Origin of the sequence: Paraburkholderia xenovorans, from assembly GCF_046030735.1 — a bacterium.
GTDB lineage: Bacteria > Pseudomonadota > Gammaproteobacteria > Burkholderiales > Burkholderiaceae > Paraburkholderia > Paraburkholderia xenovorans_A.
Genome location: NZ_JAQQBV010000027.1, coordinates 74543 through 92741 on the forward strand (window position 1 = coordinate 74543; position 18199 = coordinate 92741).

Annotated in this window: 13 protein-coding genes, 1 tRNA gene, 1 pseudogene and 3 riboswitches; of the genes and pseudogenes, 11 read left to right on the forward strand and 4 right to left on the reverse strand. The window is 63.6% G+C overall.

The window, feature by feature from the left end; all coding sequences use genetic code 11:
- The first annotated feature begins 135 nt into the window (after window positions 1-135).
- Entirely contained in the window at window positions 136-1206 is a 1071-nt protein-coding gene (locus PQQ51_RS24405) for an HAD family hydrolase (RefSeq protein ID WP_408499432.1), read from the forward strand.
- 100 nt (window positions 1207-1306) lie between these two features.
- On the opposite strand, the gene PQQ51_RS24410 is transcribed toward PQQ51_RS24405, so the two are convergent.
- The gene (locus tag PQQ51_RS24410; protein ID WP_408499433.1) at window positions 1307-2317 is read right to left on the reverse strand and encodes a sodium:calcium antiporter; all 1011 of its coding nucleotides are present in this window, start codon (window positions 2315-2317) and stop codon (window positions 1307-1309) included.
- 112 nt (window positions 2318-2429) lie between these two features.
- Window positions 2430-2601: riboswitch (yybP-ykoY riboswitch) on the reverse strand.
- Between the two features lie 105 nt (window positions 2602-2706).
- On the opposite strand from PQQ51_RS24410, the gene PQQ51_RS24415 reads away from it, so the two are divergent.
- The gene (locus PQQ51_RS24415; protein ID WP_408499434.1) at window positions 2707-3726 is read left to right on the forward strand and encodes an NADP-dependent oxidoreductase; all 1020 of its coding nucleotides are present in this window, start codon (window positions 2707-2709) and stop codon (window positions 3724-3726) included.
- 29 nt (window positions 3727-3755) lie between these two features.
- A pseudogene (locus PQQ51_RS24420) lies at window positions 3756-3998 on the forward strand (BrnA antitoxin family protein); the annotation flags it as partial.
- 103 nt (window positions 3999-4101) lie between these two features.
- Here PQQ51_RS24420 and PQQ51_RS24425 read toward each other — a convergent pair.
- Window positions 4102-4177: transfer RNA gene (locus PQQ51_RS24425), tRNA-Arg, on the reverse strand.
- A 284-nt stretch (window positions 4178-4461) separates the two neighbouring features.
- Here PQQ51_RS24425 and PQQ51_RS24430 point away from each other — a divergent pair.
- A complete protein-coding gene (locus PQQ51_RS24430) occupies window positions 4462-5358 on the forward strand; it encodes a c-type cytochrome (RefSeq protein ID WP_408499435.1) in 897 nt (298 codons plus the stop codon).
- 122 nt (window positions 5359-5480) lie between these two features.
- Here PQQ51_RS24430 and PQQ51_RS24435 read toward each other — a convergent pair whose 3' ends face one another.
- Together PQQ51_RS24435 and PQQ51_RS24440 are read right to left on the reverse strand one after the other, a co-directional pair.
- Window positions 5481-6056: a hypothetical protein gene (locus PQQ51_RS24435; protein ID WP_408499436.1), complete on the reverse strand. Its 576-nt coding sequence runs from the start codon at window positions 6054-6056 to the stop codon at window positions 5481-5483.
- 162 nt (window positions 6057-6218) lie between these two features.
- Window positions 6219-8312 (reverse strand): UvrD-helicase domain-containing protein, encoded by a 2094-nt coding sequence (locus PQQ51_RS24440; RefSeq protein WP_408499437.1) that lies wholly within the window; start codon window positions 8310-8312, stop codon window positions 6219-6221.
- A 408-nt stretch (window positions 8313-8720) separates the two neighbouring features.
- Here PQQ51_RS24440 and PQQ51_RS24445 point away from each other — a divergent pair, with 408 nt between their 5' ends.
- From PQQ51_RS24445 to PQQ51_RS24475, 7 genes are all read left to right on the forward strand, one after another.
- Window positions 8721-9770 (forward strand): oxidoreductase, encoded by a 1050-nt coding sequence (locus tag PQQ51_RS24445; RefSeq protein WP_408499438.1) that lies wholly within the window; start codon window positions 8721-8723, stop codon window positions 9768-9770.
- A gap of 194 nt (window positions 9771-9964) precedes the next feature.
- A complete protein-coding gene (locus PQQ51_RS24450; RefSeq protein WP_408499440.1) occupies window positions 9965-10312 on the forward strand; it encodes a hypothetical protein in 348 nt (115 codons plus the stop codon).
- A 146-nt stretch (window positions 10313-10458) separates the two neighbouring features.
- Window positions 10459-10559, forward strand: a riboswitch (glycine riboswitch).
- A gap of 34 nt (window positions 10560-10593) precedes the next feature.
- A riboswitch (glycine riboswitch) is annotated at window positions 10594-10754 on the forward strand.
- Between the two features lie 87 nt (window positions 10755-10841).
- Complete coding sequence (gene gcvT, locus PQQ51_RS24455) at window positions 10842-11960, forward strand: glycine cleavage system aminomethyltransferase GcvT (RefSeq protein ID WP_408499441.1); 1119 nt, start codon at window positions 10842-10844, stop codon at window positions 11958-11960.
- Between the two features lie 63 nt (window positions 11961-12023).
- Complete coding sequence (gene gcvH, locus PQQ51_RS24460) at window positions 12024-12404, forward strand: glycine cleavage system protein GcvH (RefSeq protein WP_408499442.1); 381 nt, start codon at window positions 12024-12026, stop codon at window positions 12402-12404.
- A 77-nt stretch (window positions 12405-12481) separates the two neighbouring features.
- Entirely contained in the window at window positions 12482-15418 is a 2937-nt protein-coding gene (gene gcvP, locus PQQ51_RS24465; RefSeq protein WP_408499443.1) for an aminomethyl-transferring glycine dehydrogenase, read from the forward strand.
- Window positions 15419-15555: 137 nt separating this feature from the next.
- Window positions 15556-16689 carry an alginate lyase family protein gene (locus PQQ51_RS24470; protein WP_408499444.1) on the forward strand — a complete coding sequence of 378 codons (1134 nt, stop codon included), beginning with the start codon at window positions 15556-15558 and terminating at the stop codon, window positions 16687-16689.
- Between the two features lie 26 nt (window positions 16690-16715).
- Window positions 16716-18104 carry an L-serine ammonia-lyase gene (locus tag PQQ51_RS24475; protein ID WP_408499445.1) on the forward strand — a complete coding sequence of 463 codons (1389 nt, stop codon included), beginning with the start codon at window positions 16716-16718 and terminating at the stop codon, window positions 18102-18104.
- Window positions 18105-18199 lie beyond the last annotated feature (95 nt).

The window sequence follows — 18199 nt, forward strand, 5'->3', positions numbered from 1 at the left end:
GAGCTTTATATGTCGGTGCCGATATCGGGCATTGAATTCCAGTGTCGGAAAAGCCACAAAAAGATGCTGCAACAAGCGTCGCCGCCCTTTAGACTTTCGCTCGCATTGAATCGCCCCACCATTAATGAGGATTTCATGATTCGCACGATGTACCGGTATGGCATCGCTTTGACCGTCGTGGTTCTCGCCGCTTGCACCATCATCCCGCGCCAGGAGGCGAACGGGTCGCGCGCCGATCCGGCCAGCGGCGCCGCGCTGGCGTCGTGGAACGACACGGCGAGCAAACGTTCGATCGTCGACTTCGTCACCCTGGTGACCACGCCGGAATCGAAGGACTTCATCGCGCGCGCGGATCGCATCGCCGTATTCGACAACGACGGCACGCTGTGGCCCGAGCAACCCGCGTCGGTACAACTGGTGTTCGCGTTGCAGCGCGTGAAGACGGTGGCTTCGCGGCATCCCGAATGGAAGCGGCAGGAGCCGTTCCGCTCGATCCTGAAAGGCAATCTGAAGAGCGTCGCGGCAAGCGGCGACGCCGGGTCGATGCGCGTGCTGGCCGCGGCGCATGCCGGCATGACCAGCGATCAATTCGCCGCGCTCGTGCACGAGTGGTTCGACTCGGCCAGCGACCCGCGTTTCAACCGCCCGTACACCGATCTCGCCTATCAGCCGATGCTGGAATTGCTCGCCTACCTGCGCGCTCACGGCTTCAAGACGTATCTCGTGACCGGCAACGACGTCGAGTTCGTGCGCGATCTCGCGCAACGTGTGTACGGCATTCCACCCGAGCAGGTGATCGGCAGCACCGTCAGATACAGGTACGGCCAGACGAACGGCGCGACTTCGTTGACGCGTCTCGCGCAGGTCGACACGCTCGTCGACGGCGCGGCGAAACCGCTCGCCATCGATCGCGTGATCGGGCGGCGGCCGGTGATCGCGTTCGGCAACGCCGACGGCGACGTGCCGATGCTCGAATGGACTTCCACGGGCGACGGCCCGCGCTTCGCCGCGCTGCTGCATCACACGGACGCGGAGCGCGAATATGCGTACGACCGCACGGCGAAAAGCGGCAAGCTCGACAAGGGTCTGGACGAAGCCGGCACGAAAGGCTGGCTCGTCGTCGATATGAAGAACGACTGGAAGACGGTGTTCAAGGCGGATAGCGCTGCGGCGGCTGCATCTGCCGTTGCAACGCAGGCCAGATAGCATGGACTGCACGAAAGGCCGCGCGGGCGCGGCCTTTCGTGCGTTGCTTCAGGCGTTCGAACCGAGGCCGCTCCCGCCGCTCCCGCCACTCATCGCAAGCTCAGCGGCTCAGCGTAATCACCAGATACATCGCATACAACACGCCGCACACCAGCAGCGCCCACACCGGCAACCCGCGTTCGCGCACGTTGATGCGCAGCCATGCCGCGGCGGCAAGCGTGATGACGATGCCGGTCACCACTTCGATGCGCGGCGTCCACGGCGTCAGCAAAATGCCGATCGCGGGCAGCAACGTCCCCTGAAACACCATCGCGCCGGTGATGTTGCCGAACGCGAGCGTGTCCTTGCCGCGACGGATCCACAAGATGCTGTTGACCTTCTCCGGCAACTCGGTGGCGATCGGAATGATCAGCAGCGACAGCAGCAGCGGCGAAACGCCCAGCGCCTGCGACACGCCCCGCACGCCGTGGATGAACCCTTCCGCGCCCCACACCAGCAACGCGACGGCCAGCGTCAGTTGCAATGCGATCGTCACGAGGTTGGTCGGCAGACCGACACGCGAGAGCAGCATCCTGCCGGGCGCTTCGGTGCCGTGACCGGCGTCGACGAGCTGGTCCGACGCGCGGAACGTCATCACCACATACGTGACGTACACGCCCACCAATGCAACGCTGAACGCCGCGCGCACGATCATCTGTTCGTGCGGCACGTACATCGCGGCGGCCGCCAGCACGAAGGCGCACAGAAAGTAATTCAGATCGCGTGTGAAACCGGTGCGTTCGGGCGTGACCCAGCCTTTCGCGCCACGTGAGCCAAGGATCGCGAGCGTCATCAGAAAAGTGGAAAGGGTGGAGAGCATCAGCGGCGCGCCGAGAATCGCGCCGACGCCGATCTCCTGATTGACCGCGCTGTCGGCGGTGCCACCTGCAATCGCGAGCAAAGGCACGAGCGTTTCCGGCAACGCGGTGCCGACCGCGGCGAACAGCGAGCCGGTGACGCCCTCAGAGATTTTCAGACGCTCGCCGAGATGTTCCAGCGCGTTGGTGAACAACTCGGCCGCCAACAGAATGACGAGCAGCATGACGGCGAGTTCGAACAGCAGACCGGTCATGCGCGGCTCCCGGCGAACGTGGAAAGCAGGCGGCGCAATGCGGGGTGCGAAAAGGGACGAGGCGGGGAGAAAGACGAGGTACGACGATGTTTCACAGCACAACTCCGCGGTCGGACGACGATGACGAACCAATGACGCACCGCCACTCGTCCGACCAGAACGAAGCAGTACGCCAATGGTCTCGCCAAACCGACCCGGTCGAACGCGCCATGGCCTGCAGGCCAAGTATGTTGACGCGCTCTCCTTCAATGGGTGAAGGAAGGCTACTCCCCAGTGACGGGGGCGATTCTAACGGCGCGCGCAGCTTTCAACAAGCTTTAAACGATGACGACCGGCCAGCGCGCCGCTGGTAAGATCGCTCACCGTCCATGACAGCAATGGGTCTTCAAATGAGTTATCAGAATCGCCAGTGGTTTTACGTGAAGCGGCCCGATGGACGCGTCAGCGACGAACACTACGAGTTGCGCGAAAGTGAAATCGACGACGAACTCGCGTCGAACGAGGTGTTGATCCGGGCGCATATCGTCAGCGTCGATCCGTATATCCGCATCCAGCAGCACGAACGCAATACGTATGACGTGCCGCATCCGCTTGGAATCGTGCAGCGCGCGGGGGTGGTGGGTGAAGTGGTGGCGTCGGCGAGTCCGCATTTCAAGGCCGGCGACTGGGTGTCCGCGTATAGCGGCTGGCAGTTGTATGCCAAATGCCATCACAGCGAACTGACCAGACTCGATCCCGACGCCGCGCCGGTGTCGACCGCGCTGGGTGTGCTCGGCATGCCGGGCCGCACCGCGTGGTTCGGTTTGATGGAAGCGGGCAGGCCGCGCCCTGGCGATACGCTGGTCGTGTCGGGCGCGGCAGGCGCTGTCGGCTCGCTGGTTGCGCAGTTCGGCAAACGGGCGGGCTGCCGCGTTATCGGTATCGCGGGTGGGCCGAACAAATGCGCGTTTCTGACCGACACGCTGAAGCTCGACGGCGCGGTCGATTATCGCGCGCATCGGACGCTCGAGGAGTTGCAAGCGGCGCTTCAGGCGGCGACGGATGGTGTCGATGTGTACTTCGATAACGTCGGCGGCATGGTCACTGACGCGGTGATTCCGCTCATCAAACGGCGCGCGCGGATCGTGATTTGTGGCGCGATCGCGCAATACGACGGCGGTTTGGACACGCCGGATCTGGCACCGCGCTTCCTGCAGCACATGCTGTTTCAGCGCGCGACGATCCAGGGAATTCTGGCGCGCGATTTCGTGCATCGAATGGACGAGATGCTGCGGACTGTGTCGCCATGGGTGAAGAACGGGGAAATCGTTTATCAGGAGACTTATGTGGATGGGTTCGAGGCGCTGCCGCAGGCTTTGAATAGTCTGTTTGAAGGAAAGAATCTGGGGAAGTTGCTGGTGCGGGTGTGAGCGGGAGATAAGGGCGAGCAGTCTTGAAAATGCTTGTCCATAGAAACCGGGTTGCGTGGGACGGACGGGGAACCGAGAGCGCCTCCTGCCAACTCGGAGCACCTTCCCGCAGTGCTTTCTGCGCGGCACATGAAGTACCGCACAACCGGGAGATAAACCGCGGCCGGCTGAAGCTCGCGCACCCGAAAGTCGCAGTAACGGTTCGATACGACGCTGAGATAATCGAGCGTTTCAGAGCAAGCGGCAAAGGTTGGCAAACGTGTATGAACGACGCGCTGCGCGACACGCTCAAGACGCACCAAGCACGAGGCGCTGAAGGATCTGGGAAGATGGGAAACGCTGGAGCAGAGAAACCGCTGAAAGCCTTGCGGCTATTGGTGCGCCCGGCTGGGATCGAACCAGCAACCCCTGCCTTCGGAGGGCAGTACTCTATCCATTGAGCTACGGGCGCTTCAACACGAAAGCGCGGCAACCAGAATGGATGCGGCGCCAAAGCGAGACCGGAAGGATACCCGGTTTCGACTAAACCGTCCACCGGACGGCCTGCCAGCCCGTTTCCAGCGCTTCGCGGGCCGCGCAAAGCGCCTGTCACGATGCGGGTAAACGCCTGCTGAACACCGCGCCGCGGGCCTCGCCGCCGTCGAAATCTTGCGTCTATAATCGTCCGTGGCTGATAAAGAACAAGAAGTTGCCGTCACGCTGTACCGCTCACATTCCCACGGAGACGAGACAAGCATGAGCGAAGCACCACACGGAGCCCCAATCAAAACCCCCGGGCAGCTCATTGCCGCGATCATTGCCAGTTTTGCGGTACCGATCGTCATCATCGTTCTGCTAGTGATCTACGTCGATAATTCGACCCGCACAGGCGCCGGCACAGACAGTCTTTCCGAAGCCGAGGTCACCGCCCGCATCAAACCGCTCGCCCAGGTCGACATTCGCGACGCCAATGCGCCGCGCGTCTACAAATCCGGCGAAGAGGTCTATAAAGCGGTCTGCTCGGCGTGTCACGCGTCGGGCGCCGCAGGCGCGCCGAAATTCACCAATACCGCCGACTGGGCGCCGCGCATCTCGCAAGGCTTCGACACGCTGTGGCACACGGCGCTCGCCGGCAAAGGCGCCATGCCGCCGCGCGGCGGCACCAGCCCGGACGACTATAGCGACTTCGAAATCGCCCGTGCGGTGGTTTACATGGCGAACAACTCGGGCGCGAGCTTCCCTGAACCGGCACAGCCGGCCGCGGGCGCTGCCGCCGCTTCGGGCGCGACTGCGGCAGCGACGGCAGGCGCTTCAGACGCGGGTGCCACGCAGGCCGCGGCTGCTCTTGCGGCGATGGCAAGCGTGCCGCAAGCTGCAGCGCCGGCAGCCGCTGGAACGCAAAGCGCGGATGCATCGCAAGCGGGCAAGGCGTTGTACACGCAGGTTTGCCAGGCGTGTCATGCAGCCGGCGTGCTGAACGCACCGAAATTCGGCGACAAGGAAGCCTGGGCGCCGCGCCTCAAAGAACCGATGGACACTGTCTACAACTACGCGCTGCACGGCAAGGGCGCGATGCCGCCGAAAGGCGGGTCGAATGCATCCGACGCCGACGTGAAGGCCGCCGTCGATTACATGGTGAGTTCGGTGAAATAAGCGGTTCGCGCCTGACCATTCACGCAATGCAAAAAATCCCTGCTCCGTGGCAACACGGCACAGGGATTTTTTCATGTGCGGCATTTTTGCCGGCTGGACGGCTTCGCCGATTAAACGCGTGCTCAGGTTTCGGCTGACTTCGCCGGCAAACTGAATGCTTCGGCAAAGGCGAGCGCCGGCGTGCCGTGAGCAAGCTCGCTGAAATGCGCGCGCAATTCAGCAGCCGCGAGCCACGGATAGCTCAAGCCGCTCTGCAAGGCCACAAGCAACGCACCGTCAGCGTCCGGCACGACATCCATCCGCGCGATGTGAATGTGAAAAGCCGTCACCATCGGCGTGGCATCGAACGTCCAGCGATAGGTGCCGTGACCGACACGCAGCGCGCCCGTCGCCCGCTCCCGCATCACCACGAGCCAGGGCAATGCGTCGATCACGCCGTTATCCACGGCAAGCGCATCGTCGATGTAATAGGTACGGCACTTCTCATACTGCGCACCGAAATCGCTGACGAGCGTTTTCGCAATCGCGTCCGCGCCGACCGTGCGCGCCGGAAAAGCGATATTCGACGTTGCCAGCGAAATGGTGAGCGCTGCATCCGGCGCGAAGGCCTCGGCGATACGCCCGGCGCGTGTGTTGTCTTTCGCATCGATATAGGTTTCGAGCGCGCGGCGATATGGTGCGAGCGGCGGCGTGGTCATGCGAACAGTCTCCGATTGACGCTCCCGCTCCGCGAGCGACGAGCCGCGCCACTGTAGCGCGGGCTGTCGGAAAAAACGCCGATGAACCTGACAGGCCAAGGGTCTTGATGTGCGTAAGTCATCGCAGCCACCACGAACCGCAGCGGCCAAAAACTCCCCCAATCAAGGCTTCTGCAACAACGCCTTCAGACTCGCGAGCCGGTCTTTCGGCGACATCGGCGCCTCTTCCGGCGTCGGCGGCGGTGCATCGTCGAGCAGCATCTCGGGGATGAAACGCGACGGCTCGCACACCACCGTTTCGCGCGCCCGCTTGCGCTTCTTGCACCAGTTCAGATGCAAGCTGCGCTGCGCACGCGTAATCGCGACGTACATCAGCCGGCGCTCTTCCTCGATGCGCGCGTCGTCGATCGGTTCGTCGTCGGGACCACCGCGGTGCGGCATGATGCCTTCTTCGACGCCCACCAGAAACACGTGCGGATATTCGAGCCCTTTCGACGCATGCACCGTAGAAAGCCGCACGGCATCGGGATCTTCTTCACGGCCTTCGAGCATCGACATCAGCGCGACCGTCTGGATCAGGCCGAGCAGATTCTTGCCGGTGTCGCCGAAACCGTCGGCGGTGTCGAAGCCGGTCGCTTCACTATTCTCCGAACCCGCCGCAGGTTCGGCCTTGGTCCCTTTGCGCTTCAACCATTCGATGAACTCCAGCACGTTCTGCCACTTCGCCTGCGCCTGGCGCTCGTCGAATGCGTCGTACAGATAGGCTTCGTAGTGAATCGCGTCCATCAGTTCGTCGAGCAGCGTGCCGGCGGCATCTTTCTCCGCGCGCTCGGTGAGGCGCTGCATGAAGTCGCAGAACACGCGCATCGGTTCGATCTGACGCGGCGACAAACGCGCCTCGATCCCGCCCATATACACCGCCTCGAACAGCGACACCTTCGCCTGGCCCGCGAACGAACCGAGCGCCTCGAGCGTGGTATTGCCGACGCCGCGCCGCGGCGTGGTGATCGCGCGGATGAACGCGGGGTCGTCGTTCGCGTTCGCGATCAGGCGCAGATAGGCGCAGATGTCCTTGATCTCGGCTTTGTCGAAGAACGACTGGCCGCCCGACAGCACATACGGAATTCGTTCGCGGCGCAGCACCTGTTCGAAAATGCGCGCCTGAAAATTGCCGCGATACAGGATCGCGTAATCGCGGAAATTCGTGCGCCGCTCGAACTTGTGCGCGGACAGTCGGAACACCACGGATTCGGCTTCGTGCTCTTCGTCGTTGCAAGGCGTGACGGTGATCGTGTCGCCCATCCCGTGCTCCGACCACAGCTTCTTTTCGAATAGCTTCGGGTTGTTCGCGATCACGTTGTTCGCCGCGGTGAGAATGCGCACCGTCGAGCGGTAGTTCTGCTCCAGCTTGATCAGATGCAGCTTCGGAAAATCCTTGCTGAGCTGGCCGAGATTCTCGAGCGTGGCGCCGCGCCAGCCGTAGATCGCCTGGTCGTCGTCGCCGACGGCCGTGAATGCCGCGCGCTTGCCGGCCAGCAGTTTCACCAGTTCGTACTGGCACGCGTTGGTGTCCTGATACTCGTCGATCAGCAGGTAGCGCAGCTTGTTCTGCCAGCGGTCGCGCACCTGCTCGTTCTTCTCGAAGAGCTCAGCGGGCAGACGGATCAGATCGTCGAAATCGACCGCCTGATACGCATGCAGCGTCGCCACGTAATTGCGGTAGACGATGGCGGCCTGATGTTCGTCTTCGTTCGCGGCAATCGCGATCGCCTGCTCCGGCATGATCATGCCGTTTTTCCACAGCGAGATGATCGACTGGATCTTGCGGATGAAGCCCTTATCCGTCGACCCGACCTGCTCCTGGATCATGCCGAAGCAGTCGTCCGAATCCATGATCGAGAACTGCGGTTTCAGGCCGACGTGTTCCGCTTCCTGACGCAGAATCTGCACGCCGAGCGAGTGGAACGTACACACCGTCAACTGATTGACGGGCACCTTGCGGCCTTCCTTGCCGGGCGTGGTGAGCGTCTTGCCTTCGAGCAGTTTGCCGACGCGCTCGCGCATTTCCAGCGCGGCCTTGTTCGTGAACGTGACGGCGGCGATGTGGCGCGGCTCGAAACCCTTGGCCTCGATCAGGTGCGCGATTTTCTGCGTGATCACGCGTGTCTTGCCGCTACCGGCGCCGGCGAGCACGAGACACGGACCGTCGAGATAACGGACCGCTTCACTTTGAGCGGGGTTCAGGCCTGCGGACATCGTCTGTGGATGGTGAATGCGGTTGGTGCAGCGGTGAAGCAGCGGTTGAAGGCGGCGGTCGAGGGCGTTGGGCACGAATTCGCGCGACCGAGACGCCCGGGGGCATGCTGCGCGGTGCCGGGAGCAAACGGTGCCGCCTGACGCGCCAGCCGTTCCGACTCGTCGCGTTCCGCGCGAGAGGAGCGATGTTAACATGGATAAAAGCGATGGCTGATAGACGAACGCGCGCGGCCCGAATGCTGCGAGCGGTGGCCGATCGGCACTCCCGCGCACGCGGCGTCTAATCTCCAGGCGCGACCCGATAATAGACACCGCCGACAGCCTGCCGCCGCGACATGCCACAATTGCGCTGTTGCGCGCCGCCGCCGCGGTGGCCACGCGGCGCGCCGTTTTTGCAGGAAGACACGCATGTCCGCATCGCTGAAAATTGGATTGATGGGTTACGGTTTCGCCGGCGCGACGTTTCACGCACCGGTGATCGAACACTGCGGCCGCGCGAGTGTGGCCGCGATTGCGACCAGCAAGCCCGAAAACGCGCTGGCCGACTATCCGCACGCGAAGGTCGTGGCCGATCTCGACGCACTGCTCGCGCTCGAGGAACTCGACTGCATCGTCATCGCGACCCCCAACGACACGCACTTCGACCTCGCGCGCCGCACGCTGGAAGCGGGCAAGCATGTGGTGGTCGACAAGCCGGTCACGCTCACCGCAGCCGACGCGCACACGCTGGCCAACATCGCGCTGGCGCGCAGCAAGCTGTTTATCCCGTTTCACAACCGTCGCTGGGACGGCGATTTTCTGACCGTGCGGGATCTGCTGGCCGGCGGCGAACTGGGCCGCGTCACGCAATACGAATCGCACTTCGACCGTTTCCGGCCGGAAGTCCGCCAGCGGTGGCGCGAAGAGGCTTCGCGCGGCGGCGGCCTGCTGTTCGATCTCGGACCGCACCTGATCGACCAGGCACTGGCGCTATTCGGCGCACCGGAAACCGTGTCGGCCACGGTTCGCACCCATCGCGACCAGGCGAGCGCGCCGGACTACGTGCACATCCAGTTGGGCTACGGCGCATTCGAGGTGGTGCTGCACGCCAGCGCATTGACCGCACTGGTCGCGCCGAGATTCACGATTCACGGCACGCGCGGCAGCTATGTGAAGTACGGGCTCGACACGCAGGAAGACCAGTTGAAAGCCGGACTGCGGCCGGGCGACGAAGGCTTTGGCGCGGGCAACGCGGCCGGCGCGCTGCGCCTGCTCGACGGCGCTCAGGAAGTCGAGCGCGAACTGCCGACTCGCGACGGCGATTACACCGGCTTCTATATCGCGGTGGCCGAGGCGATCCAGAACGGCGTGAAGTTTCCGGTCAGCGCACAGGACGCCGTCGACGTGATGACGATCATCGAACTGGCCGCGCGTAGTTCGGACGAAGGCATCCGCCTGCCGTTCGAACGCATTCGCTGAGTCGCTGAGTCGCCAAGTCGTTCAGATGCGCGGCGTGGAATGTCGGACTGAGCACGCGTTAGCTAACAAGTCCTGACATTCCCAACACGTACATAACGTTACAAATAACGGTGCCGCTGTGGTCAGCGGGAACCGCCGTTGACCCGTTGCTACGCAGTAGCACTACAAAACGACAACGACCTCCCGGAGAGTCCATGCCACGTATCATCCCCACGCTCACCGCATGCGCCTTGCTCAGTTCGCTCGCCGCCTGCGTGGTGGCGCCTCCGCCGGCACCGCCGCGTCCCAATCCGCAGCAGATCGCGGATCAACGCCTTCATCAGGTCGACGGCCGCGTCGATAACCTGCATCACCGCATCGACAATCACGTCAACCAAGGCTATTACCCGCCCCCGCAAGGCGGCGCGCTGCATCATCGCCTCGACGTGATCCGCCAGGAAGCTCACGACATGGCCGCGCAACACGGCGGCGGCCTGTCCGGCGACGAACAGCGTGTGCTGAATCAGGAACTCGACAACGCGGCGCACGCGATCGGCGAATAAGCGCGTCCGTTCTCACCGGCAATGCAGCGAAAAAAGCGCGGGCAGCACGTCCCGCGCTTTTTTTGACATGTGAATGGTCGCGGCGCCCACTCCCATGCGCGTCGCGGGCCTTTATTTGACAAGCCTCCGGCCGTCGCGTACATTCGCCGCACGCGTCGGGAGAGCGTGCTGGCCGCAGAAAATCGCAGGCCGCGCCGCCGAAGGGGCACACCCGCAAACTCTCAGGCAAAAGGACCGACCGCGTCGAAAAACCCGCGTCCACGCAACATCGCGACACCGGTTTTTCGCACTCTGGAGAGCGGCAGTAGCCGTCTGCGTTACGTCATTGCAGTAACGAACAGACCCGGCAAGCTGCCCACCGAAGGGGCGCGCGTTTCACCGTGATTCGGCAAGCCGGTCGCGGTGGCGCAATCTCTCAGGTATCGAGGACAGAGGGGTCATGCAGAATTAATCGCTCGCAGGCGCTTTTCGCCGCGAGGGATCGAGCCGCATGGCCTTTTTGTTTCCGTCGAGATTGCCTGAGGCCCTGATGACCGAACTCAAACACACCCCGCTCAACGCCACCCATCGTGCGCTCAATGCCCGCATGGTCGATTTCGGCGGCTGGGACATGCCTGTCAACTACGGCTCGCAAATCGACGAACATCGCGCCGTGCGCACCGACGCCGGCATGTTCGACGTGTCGCACATGTGCATGGTCGATTTCACCGGCGAAAGCGTGCGCGCCTTCTTCGAATACGCGCTCGCCAACAACGTCGCCAAACTGCAAACGCCGGGCCGCGCGCTCTATTCCTGTCTGCTGAACCCGAACGGCGGCGTGATCGACGATCTGATCGTCTATTACTTCGGCGAAGATCACTTCCGCGTGGTCGTCAACGCCGGCACCGCCGACAAAGACATCGCGTGGTTCGGCCAGCTCAATACCGAAGGCCGCTTCGGCCTGACCATCACGCCGCGCCGCGATTACGCGATCGTCGCGGTGCAGGGCCCGAATGCACGCGACAAGGTCTGGCAAACCGTGCCGGCCGTGCGCGCCGCCACCGAAGCGTTGAAGCCCTTCAACGCCACCCGCATCGAAGACACGCCGTTCGGCGAACTGACCGTCGCCCGCACCGGCTACACCGGCGAAGACGGCTTCGAAATCATCGTCCCGGCCGCTCATGTGATCGCGCTGTGGAATGCGCTGCAAGAACAAGGCGTGCGCCCGGCCGGTCTCGGCGCGCGCGATACGCTGCGCCTCGAAGCCGGCATGAATCTGTACGGCCAGGACATGGACGACACCGTATCCCCGCTGGACGCCGGCCTTGCGTGGACCGTCGATCTGAGTTCGCCCCGCGCGTTCGTCGGCAAAGACACGCTCGTGGCTGACGGCTCGCGCGCTTCGTTCGTCGGCCTGATCCTGCTGAAGGACAACGGCAAGGCAGCAGGCGTGCTGCGTGCTCACCAGAAAGTCGTCACGCCGCACGGCGAAGGCGAAATCACCAGCGGCACGTTTTCGCCGACCATGCAGGAATCGATCGCGTTTGCGCGCGTGCCGAAAGGCGTGCAGCCGGGCGACACCGTTCACGTCCAGATTCGTGACAAAAACCTTCCTGCAAGCGTGGTAAAACTGCCGTTCGTGCGCAACGGCAAAGTGCTCGCGGTTTAGGCAGCCGGCGCGCGCGTCACCACTTTTAAGTTCATACCGAATCACACCGCATAGGAGCATCCGATGAGCATCCCGGCCGATCTGAAATACACCGAATCGCACGAGTGGGTCCGCACCGAAGCGGACGGCACGCTGACGGTCGGCATCACCGACCATGCGCAGGAAGCGCTCGGCGACATCGTCTTCTTCGAAGTCCAGGAACTGGGCAAGACCGTCGCCGTCGGCGACACCGTCGCCGTCATCGAATCGGTGAAAGCCGCTTCCGATATCTACGCGCCGGTCTCGGGCGAAATCATCGAAGCGAACAGCGCCGTGACCGACACGCCGGACGGCGTCAACAGCGCGCCGTATGAAAACTGGCTCTTCAGGATCAAGCCGTCGGCAGATGCAACGCACGACCGGCTGATCGACGCCGACGCGTACTCGAAGTCGATCGGCGCCTGATTCACCTTTACGTTTAACCCGACAGGCGCGGCACTCCGGATCTCAACAACGGACCGCCGCGCCGGCAGGAACACCTCATGAAGCTCGAACACCCGGATCGTCTGATGAACCGCACTCCTCTCTCGCTCGCCGCGCTCGAAGTGCACGACGCCTTCGCCGAACGGCACATCGGCCCGGATTCGGCCGACCAGCAGGCGATGCTCGAAGCCCTCGGCTTCGCGTCGCGCGCCGCGCTGATCGACGCGGTCATTCCGAAGACGATCCGCCGCGCCGAGACGCTGCCGCTCGGCCCGTTCACGCAACCGAAGAGCGAAGCCGAAGCGCTCGCCGCGCTGCGCGAACTCGCGGACAAAAACGAGGTGTTCCGCTCGTATATCGGGCAGGGCTACTACAACGCGCACACCCCGACGGTGATCCTGCGCAACGTGCTGGAAAATCCGGCGTGGTACACCGCGTACACGCCTTACCAGCCGGAAATCTCGCAGGGTCGTCTGGAAGCGTTGCTGAACTTCCAGCAGATGATCGTCGACCTGACCGGTCTTGCGATCTCGAATGCTTCGCTGCTCGACGAAGCCACCGCCGCCGCGGAAGCGATGACGCTGCTGCAACGCGTGGGCAAGCCGAAGTCGAATGTGTTCTTCGTCGCCGACGACGTGCTGCCGCAAACCATCGAAGTGGTGAAGACGCGCGCCACGCCGGTCGGCATCGAAGTGAAAGTGGGCCCGACCGCGGAAGCCGCAAACGCGAATGCGTTCGGCGTGCTGCTGCAATACCCGGGCGTGAACGGCGACGTGCGCGACTACCGCGCGCTCGCTGAAGCGATTCATGCCGCGGGCGGCCACGTGGTGGTCGCCGCCGATCTGCTCGCGCTGACCGTGCTCACGCCGCCGGGCGAATGGGGCGCGGACGTGGCGATCGGCAATACGCAGCGTTTCGGCGTGCCGGTCGGCTTCGGCGGTCCGCATGCGGCTTATCTCGCCGTGCGCGACGAATTCAAGCGGCAGATGCCGGGGCGTCTGGTCGGCGTGACCGTCGACGCGCAGGGCAACCCCGCGCTGCGTCTCGCGCTGCAAACGCGTGAACAACATATCCGCCGCGAGAAAGCGACCTCGAACGTGTGTACCGCGCAAGCGCTGCTCGCGATCATGGCCAGCATGTACGCGGTGTATCACGGCCCGCGCGGTCTGAAGACGATCGCGCTGCGCGTGAACCGTATCGCCGCGTTGCTTGCCGAAGGCGCTAGACAGCTAGGCTATACGCTCGTCAACGAAACGTTCTTCGATACGCTCACGTTCGAAAGCGGCGCGCGGACCCAAGCCTTGCACGACGCCGCCAAAGCGAAGCGCATCAACCTGCGCCGCGTGAGCGACACGCAAGTCGGTCTGTCGATCGACGAAACCACGTCGCGCCGCGATCTGGCCGACCTGCTCGCGGTGTTCGCCGCCGCAGCCGGCGCGAAGGACGTGCCGCAAGTCGACGCGCTCGACGAAAAGCTCACGGCCGCCAACACCGCCTCGGTGCCGGCCGCGCTGGAGCGCACCAGCGCGTATCTCACGCATCACGTCTTCAACCGTCATCATTCGGAAACGGAAATGCTGCGCTATCTGCGCAGCCTGTCGGACAAGGACCTCGCGCTCGACCGCTCGATGATCCCGCTCGGCTCGTGCACGATGAAGCTGAACGCGACCTCGGAAATGCTGCCGGTCACGTGGCCCGAATTCGGTCAGATCCATCCGTTCGCGCCGGCTGAGCAAACCGTCGGCTACCGCGAAATGATCGATCAGCTCGAAGACATGCTGGTCGCGGCCACCGGCTACGCAGCCGTGTCGCTGCAACCGAATGCCGGTTCGCAAGGCGAGTACGCCGGTCTGCTGATCATCCACGCTTACCATGCGTCGCGCGGCGAAGCGCATCGCAACGTATGCCTGATTCCCGCTTCGGCGCACGGCACGAACCCGGCGTCGGCGCAAATGGCCGGCATGCAGGTCGTGGTGGTCGCGTGCGACGCGCAAGGCAACGTCGATATCGAAGACCTGAAGAAGAAAGCCGCGCAACACGCCGACAAACTCGCGGCGATCATGATCACGTATCCGTCCACGCACGGTGTGTTCGAGGCGAACGTCCGCGAAATCTGCGAGATCGTACATGCGCACGGCGGCCAGGTGTACGTGGACGGCGCGAACATGAACGCGATGGTCGGGCTGTGCGCGCCGGGTCAGTTCGGCGGCGACGTCTCGCACCTGAACCTGCACAAGACCTTCTGCATTCCGCACGGCGGCGGCGGACCGGGTGTCGGTCCGGTCGCGGTCGGCGCGCATCTCGCGCAGTTCCTGCCGAACCAGATTTCGTCGGGCTATGAGCGCGCACCGAACGGTATCGGTGCTGTGTCGGGCGCGCCGTACGGCTCCGCATCGATCCTGCCGATCTCGTGGATGTACATCGCGATGATGGGCGCGAAGAACCTCACCGCCGCCACCGAAACCGCGATTCTCAACGCGAACTACGTCGCGAACAAACTCGCGCCGCATTATCCGGTGCTGTATTCGGGCCCCGGCGGACTCGTCGCGCACGAGTGCATTCTCGATCTGCGTCCGATCAAGGAAACGAGCGGCATCACCGTCGACGACGTCGCGAAGCGCCTCGCCGACTACGGTTTCCATGCGCCGACCATGAGCTTCCCGGTGCCGGGCACGCTGATGGTCGAGCCGACCGAATCGGAATCGAAGGAAGAACTCGACCGTTTCATCGAAGCAATGATCGCGATCCGCGAGGAAATCCGCGCGGTGGAAGAAGGCCGCTCGGATCGCGAGGACAATCCGCTGAAGCACGCGCCGCACACCGCGGCGGTGGGGATCGCGAACGAGTGGAAGCATGCGTATGCGCGCGAAACCGCCGCGTATCCGCTGCCCACGCTGATCGCGAAGAAGTACTGGCCGCCGGTCGGCCGCGCGGACAACGTGTACGGCGACCGTAATCTGTTCTGCTCCTGCGTGCCGATCGCCGACTACGAGTGAAAGTGCTATCGCGCGGCGCCTGAGAAATGCATCGGCGGGCGTCGCGCGGGTCGGCGCCCCGTTCTCTCGCAGTTGTGTCGTTCATCGCCGCAAACCGCTAACATCACACACCGAATCAGCCTAACGAGGAGTTTCGCATGGCGCGAAAGGTGCGAATGATGCAAAGCCGGACCGGAACGACACAGGCCCGCAAGAGTTGGCAACACGCTTGCGCGCTCGCGCTGGCCGGCGCGGCGCTGCTGCTGCCGCTGCGCGAGGCGCGAGCCGCGATGAATTTTTGTGCGGCACCTGCGCTGCAAACGAGCGAGCGCACCAACGCCGATCCTGGCGTGAAGTTGCTCGTGAGCAATGTGCAAGCGCATCTGAACGATCAGCCGCATGCGCTGGCGAAGCTGCATACCGAGGGCACGCTGCCGCACGAGGGCATTCGCGATCAAAGCATCGAAGCGGAACGCGATCTCGATCTGTTGCGCGACGCCGCGCTCGCCTGGCGCGCAACCAGCGACGATCGTTATCTGAAGCTGGTGGACCGTTTGCTGTACGCGTGGGTCACGATCTATCAGCCGAGCTTCAATCCGATCGACGAAACGCATTTCGACGGCCTGATCCTCGCGTACGACATGACCGCGAGCGCGTTACCGGTGAAAACGCGCAACGCTTCGATGGCGTTCCTGACGAAGCTCGCGAACGGCTACATCGCGCAGATCGACGCGCAGCCGCGGCCGCTCAAGGGAACCTTCAAGAACAACTGGCAAAGCCACCGGATCAAGCTGATCGCCATGGCCGCGTTCACGCTCGACAACCGCAAGATGATCAACGCCGCGCAGCGTCTGTTCGACGAACATCTTGCCGACAATATTCAGCCGGACGGCGTGACGTTCGATTTCGGCGAGCGCGACGCGCTGCATTACGTGACCTACGATCTGCAGCCGCTCGTGACCTCCGCGCTGGCCGCGCGCCGCCACAACCGCAACTGGTTGCCGGAGAAGGGCGCGAACGGCGCGTCGCTGCAAGGCGCGCTCAACTGGCTGATTCCGTACGCGGACGGCAGCAAGACGCATGAGGAATTCGTCCGCTCGACGGTTCCGTTCGATGCCAAACGCCGCGAAGCCGGCGAGCCCGGCTATTCGGGTCAGTGGGATCCGAAGTCCGCGGCAGAACTGTTTCACCTGGCGGCGCGTCTCGACGGACGCTATACGCCGATCGCGCTGCAGCTCTCACCGACGCCGCCGGCATGGCTCGCCGTGTGTTTGCCGCTGCCGGCGCGCTAACCCAACTTCAATCAGCAGGAGCAGTAATGGCAGTCAGCGTGTTCGACCTCTTCAAAATCGGCATTGGTCCGTCCAGTTCGCATACGGTCGGACCGATGCGCGCGGCGCTGATGTTCGCGCAAGGGCTTGAACGCGATGGGCTGCTTGCTGCGACCGCATCGGTGAAAGTCGATCTGTACGGCTCGCTTGGCGCGACCGGCAAAGGCCACGGCACCGACCGCGGCGTGATGCTCGGCCTGATGGGCGACGCGCCCGATACCGTCGATCCGGACACGATCGCGCAACGGCTCGAAGCCGTGCGCGTATCGCGCAAGCTCGCGCTGCTCGGCACGCACGAGGTGCCGTTCGTGCAGAAGGAGCACATTTCGTTTTACCGCCAGGCGCTCGCCGAGCATCCGAATGGTTTGACGCTGCGCGCGTTCGACGCCGAGGGCAAGGCCTTGCGCGAGTCGACGTATCTGTCGGTGGGCGGCGGTTTTGTGGTGACGGCCGGCGCGCCGAATACGAAGGTGCTGAGCGCCGTCGATCAATTGCCGTACTCGTTTCGCAGCGGCAACGAACTGCTCGCGCTGTGCGAATCGACCGGCAAGAGCGTCGCGCAGTTGATGTGGGAAAACGAACGCGCGTGGCACACCGAAGAGGAAACGCGAACCGGTCTGCTGAAGATCTGGGACGTGATGCAATCGTGCGTATCGCGTGGTTGCGGGATCAACAATCCGGATGCCGACGGCAATCTGCCCGGGCCGTTTCAGGTGAAGCGCCGCGCGCCGCAGCTGTATCGGTCGCTATTGAATCATCCGGAGCGGGCGCTGAGCGATCCGCTGTCGATGATCGACTGGATCAACCTGTACGCGATCGCGGTGAACGAAGAGAACGCATCCGGTGGCCGCGTGGTCACCGCGCCGACCAACGGCGCGGCCGGCATCATTCCGGCAGTGCTGCATTACTACGTGCGCTTCATGCCCGGCGCGAACGAGCAGGGCGTGATCGACTTCCTGCTGACCGCTGCGGCAATCGGCATTCTATACAAGCTGAACGCGTCGATTTCGGGCGCGGAAGTGGGCTGCCAGGGTGAAGTGGGCGTCGCGTGTTCGATGGCTGCGGGTGCGCTGGCTGCCGTGATGGGCGGCACGCCGAAGCAGGTGGAGAACGCGGCCGAGATCGGCATGGAACACAACCTCGGGCTCACCTGCGACCCGGTCGGCGGAATGGTGCAGATCCCGTGCATCGAGCGCAACGCGATGGGCTCGGTCAAGGCGGTCAATGCCGCGCGCATGGCGCTGCGCGGCGACGGCACGCATTACGTGTCGCTCGATTCGGTGATCAAGACGATGATGCAAACCGGCGCGGATATGAAGACGAAGTACAAGGAGACGTCGCGCGGCGGGTTGGCGGTGAATATCGTCGAGTGTTGATGCACGTGTTTGCGATTGCGTGACGACGACGCGGGCTACGGCCCGCGTTTTCGTTTCTGCGGTGCGCTGCGCCGTGACACGGCTCGCGCGCTCGG

Bases quoted from the DNA above. Each gene is read 5' to 3' on its own strand.
- PQQ51_RS24405 (WP_408499432.1), top strand. From the start codon at position 136: ATGATTCGCACGATGTACCGGTATGGCATCGCTTTGACCGTCGTGGTT.
- PQQ51_RS24410 (WP_408499433.1), bottom strand. From the start codon at position 2,317: ATGACCGGTCTGCTGTTCGAACTCGCCGTCATGCTGCTCGTCATTCTG.
- PQQ51_RS24415 (WP_408499434.1), top strand. From the start codon at position 2,707: ATGAGTTATCAGAATCGCCAGTGGTTTTACGTGAAGCGGCCCGATGGA.
- PQQ51_RS24430 (WP_408499435.1), top strand. From the start codon at position 4,462: ATGAGCGAAGCACCACACGGAGCCCCAATCAAAACCCCCGGGCAGCTC.
- PQQ51_RS24435 (WP_408499436.1), bottom strand. From the start codon at position 6,056: ATGACCACGCCGCCGCTCGCACCATATCGCCGCGCGCTCGAAACCTAT.
- PQQ51_RS24440 (WP_408499437.1), bottom strand. From the start codon at position 8,312: ATGTCCGCAGGCCTGAACCCCGCTCAAAGTGAAGCGGTCCGTTATCTC.
- PQQ51_RS24445 (WP_408499438.1), top strand. From the start codon at position 8,721: ATGTCCGCATCGCTGAAAATTGGATTGATGGGTTACGGTTTCGCCGGC.
- PQQ51_RS24450 (WP_408499440.1), top strand. From the start codon at position 9,965: ATGCCACGTATCATCCCCACGCTCACCGCATGCGCCTTGCTCAGTTCG.
- gcvT (WP_408499441.1), top strand. From the start codon at position 10,842: ATGACCGAACTCAAACACACCCCGCTCAACGCCACCCATCGTGCGCTC.
- gcvH (WP_408499442.1), top strand. From the start codon at position 12,024: ATGAGCATCCCGGCCGATCTGAAATACACCGAATCGCACGAGTGGGTC.
- gcvP (WP_408499443.1), top strand. From the start codon at position 12,482: ATGAAGCTCGAACACCCGGATCGTCTGATGAACCGCACTCCTCTCTCG.
- PQQ51_RS24470 (WP_408499444.1), top strand. From the start codon at position 15,556: ATGGCGCGAAAGGTGCGAATGATGCAAAGCCGGACCGGAACGACACAG.
- PQQ51_RS24475 (WP_408499445.1), top strand. From the start codon at position 16,716: ATGGCAGTCAGCGTGTTCGACCTCTTCAAAATCGGCATTGGTCCGTCC.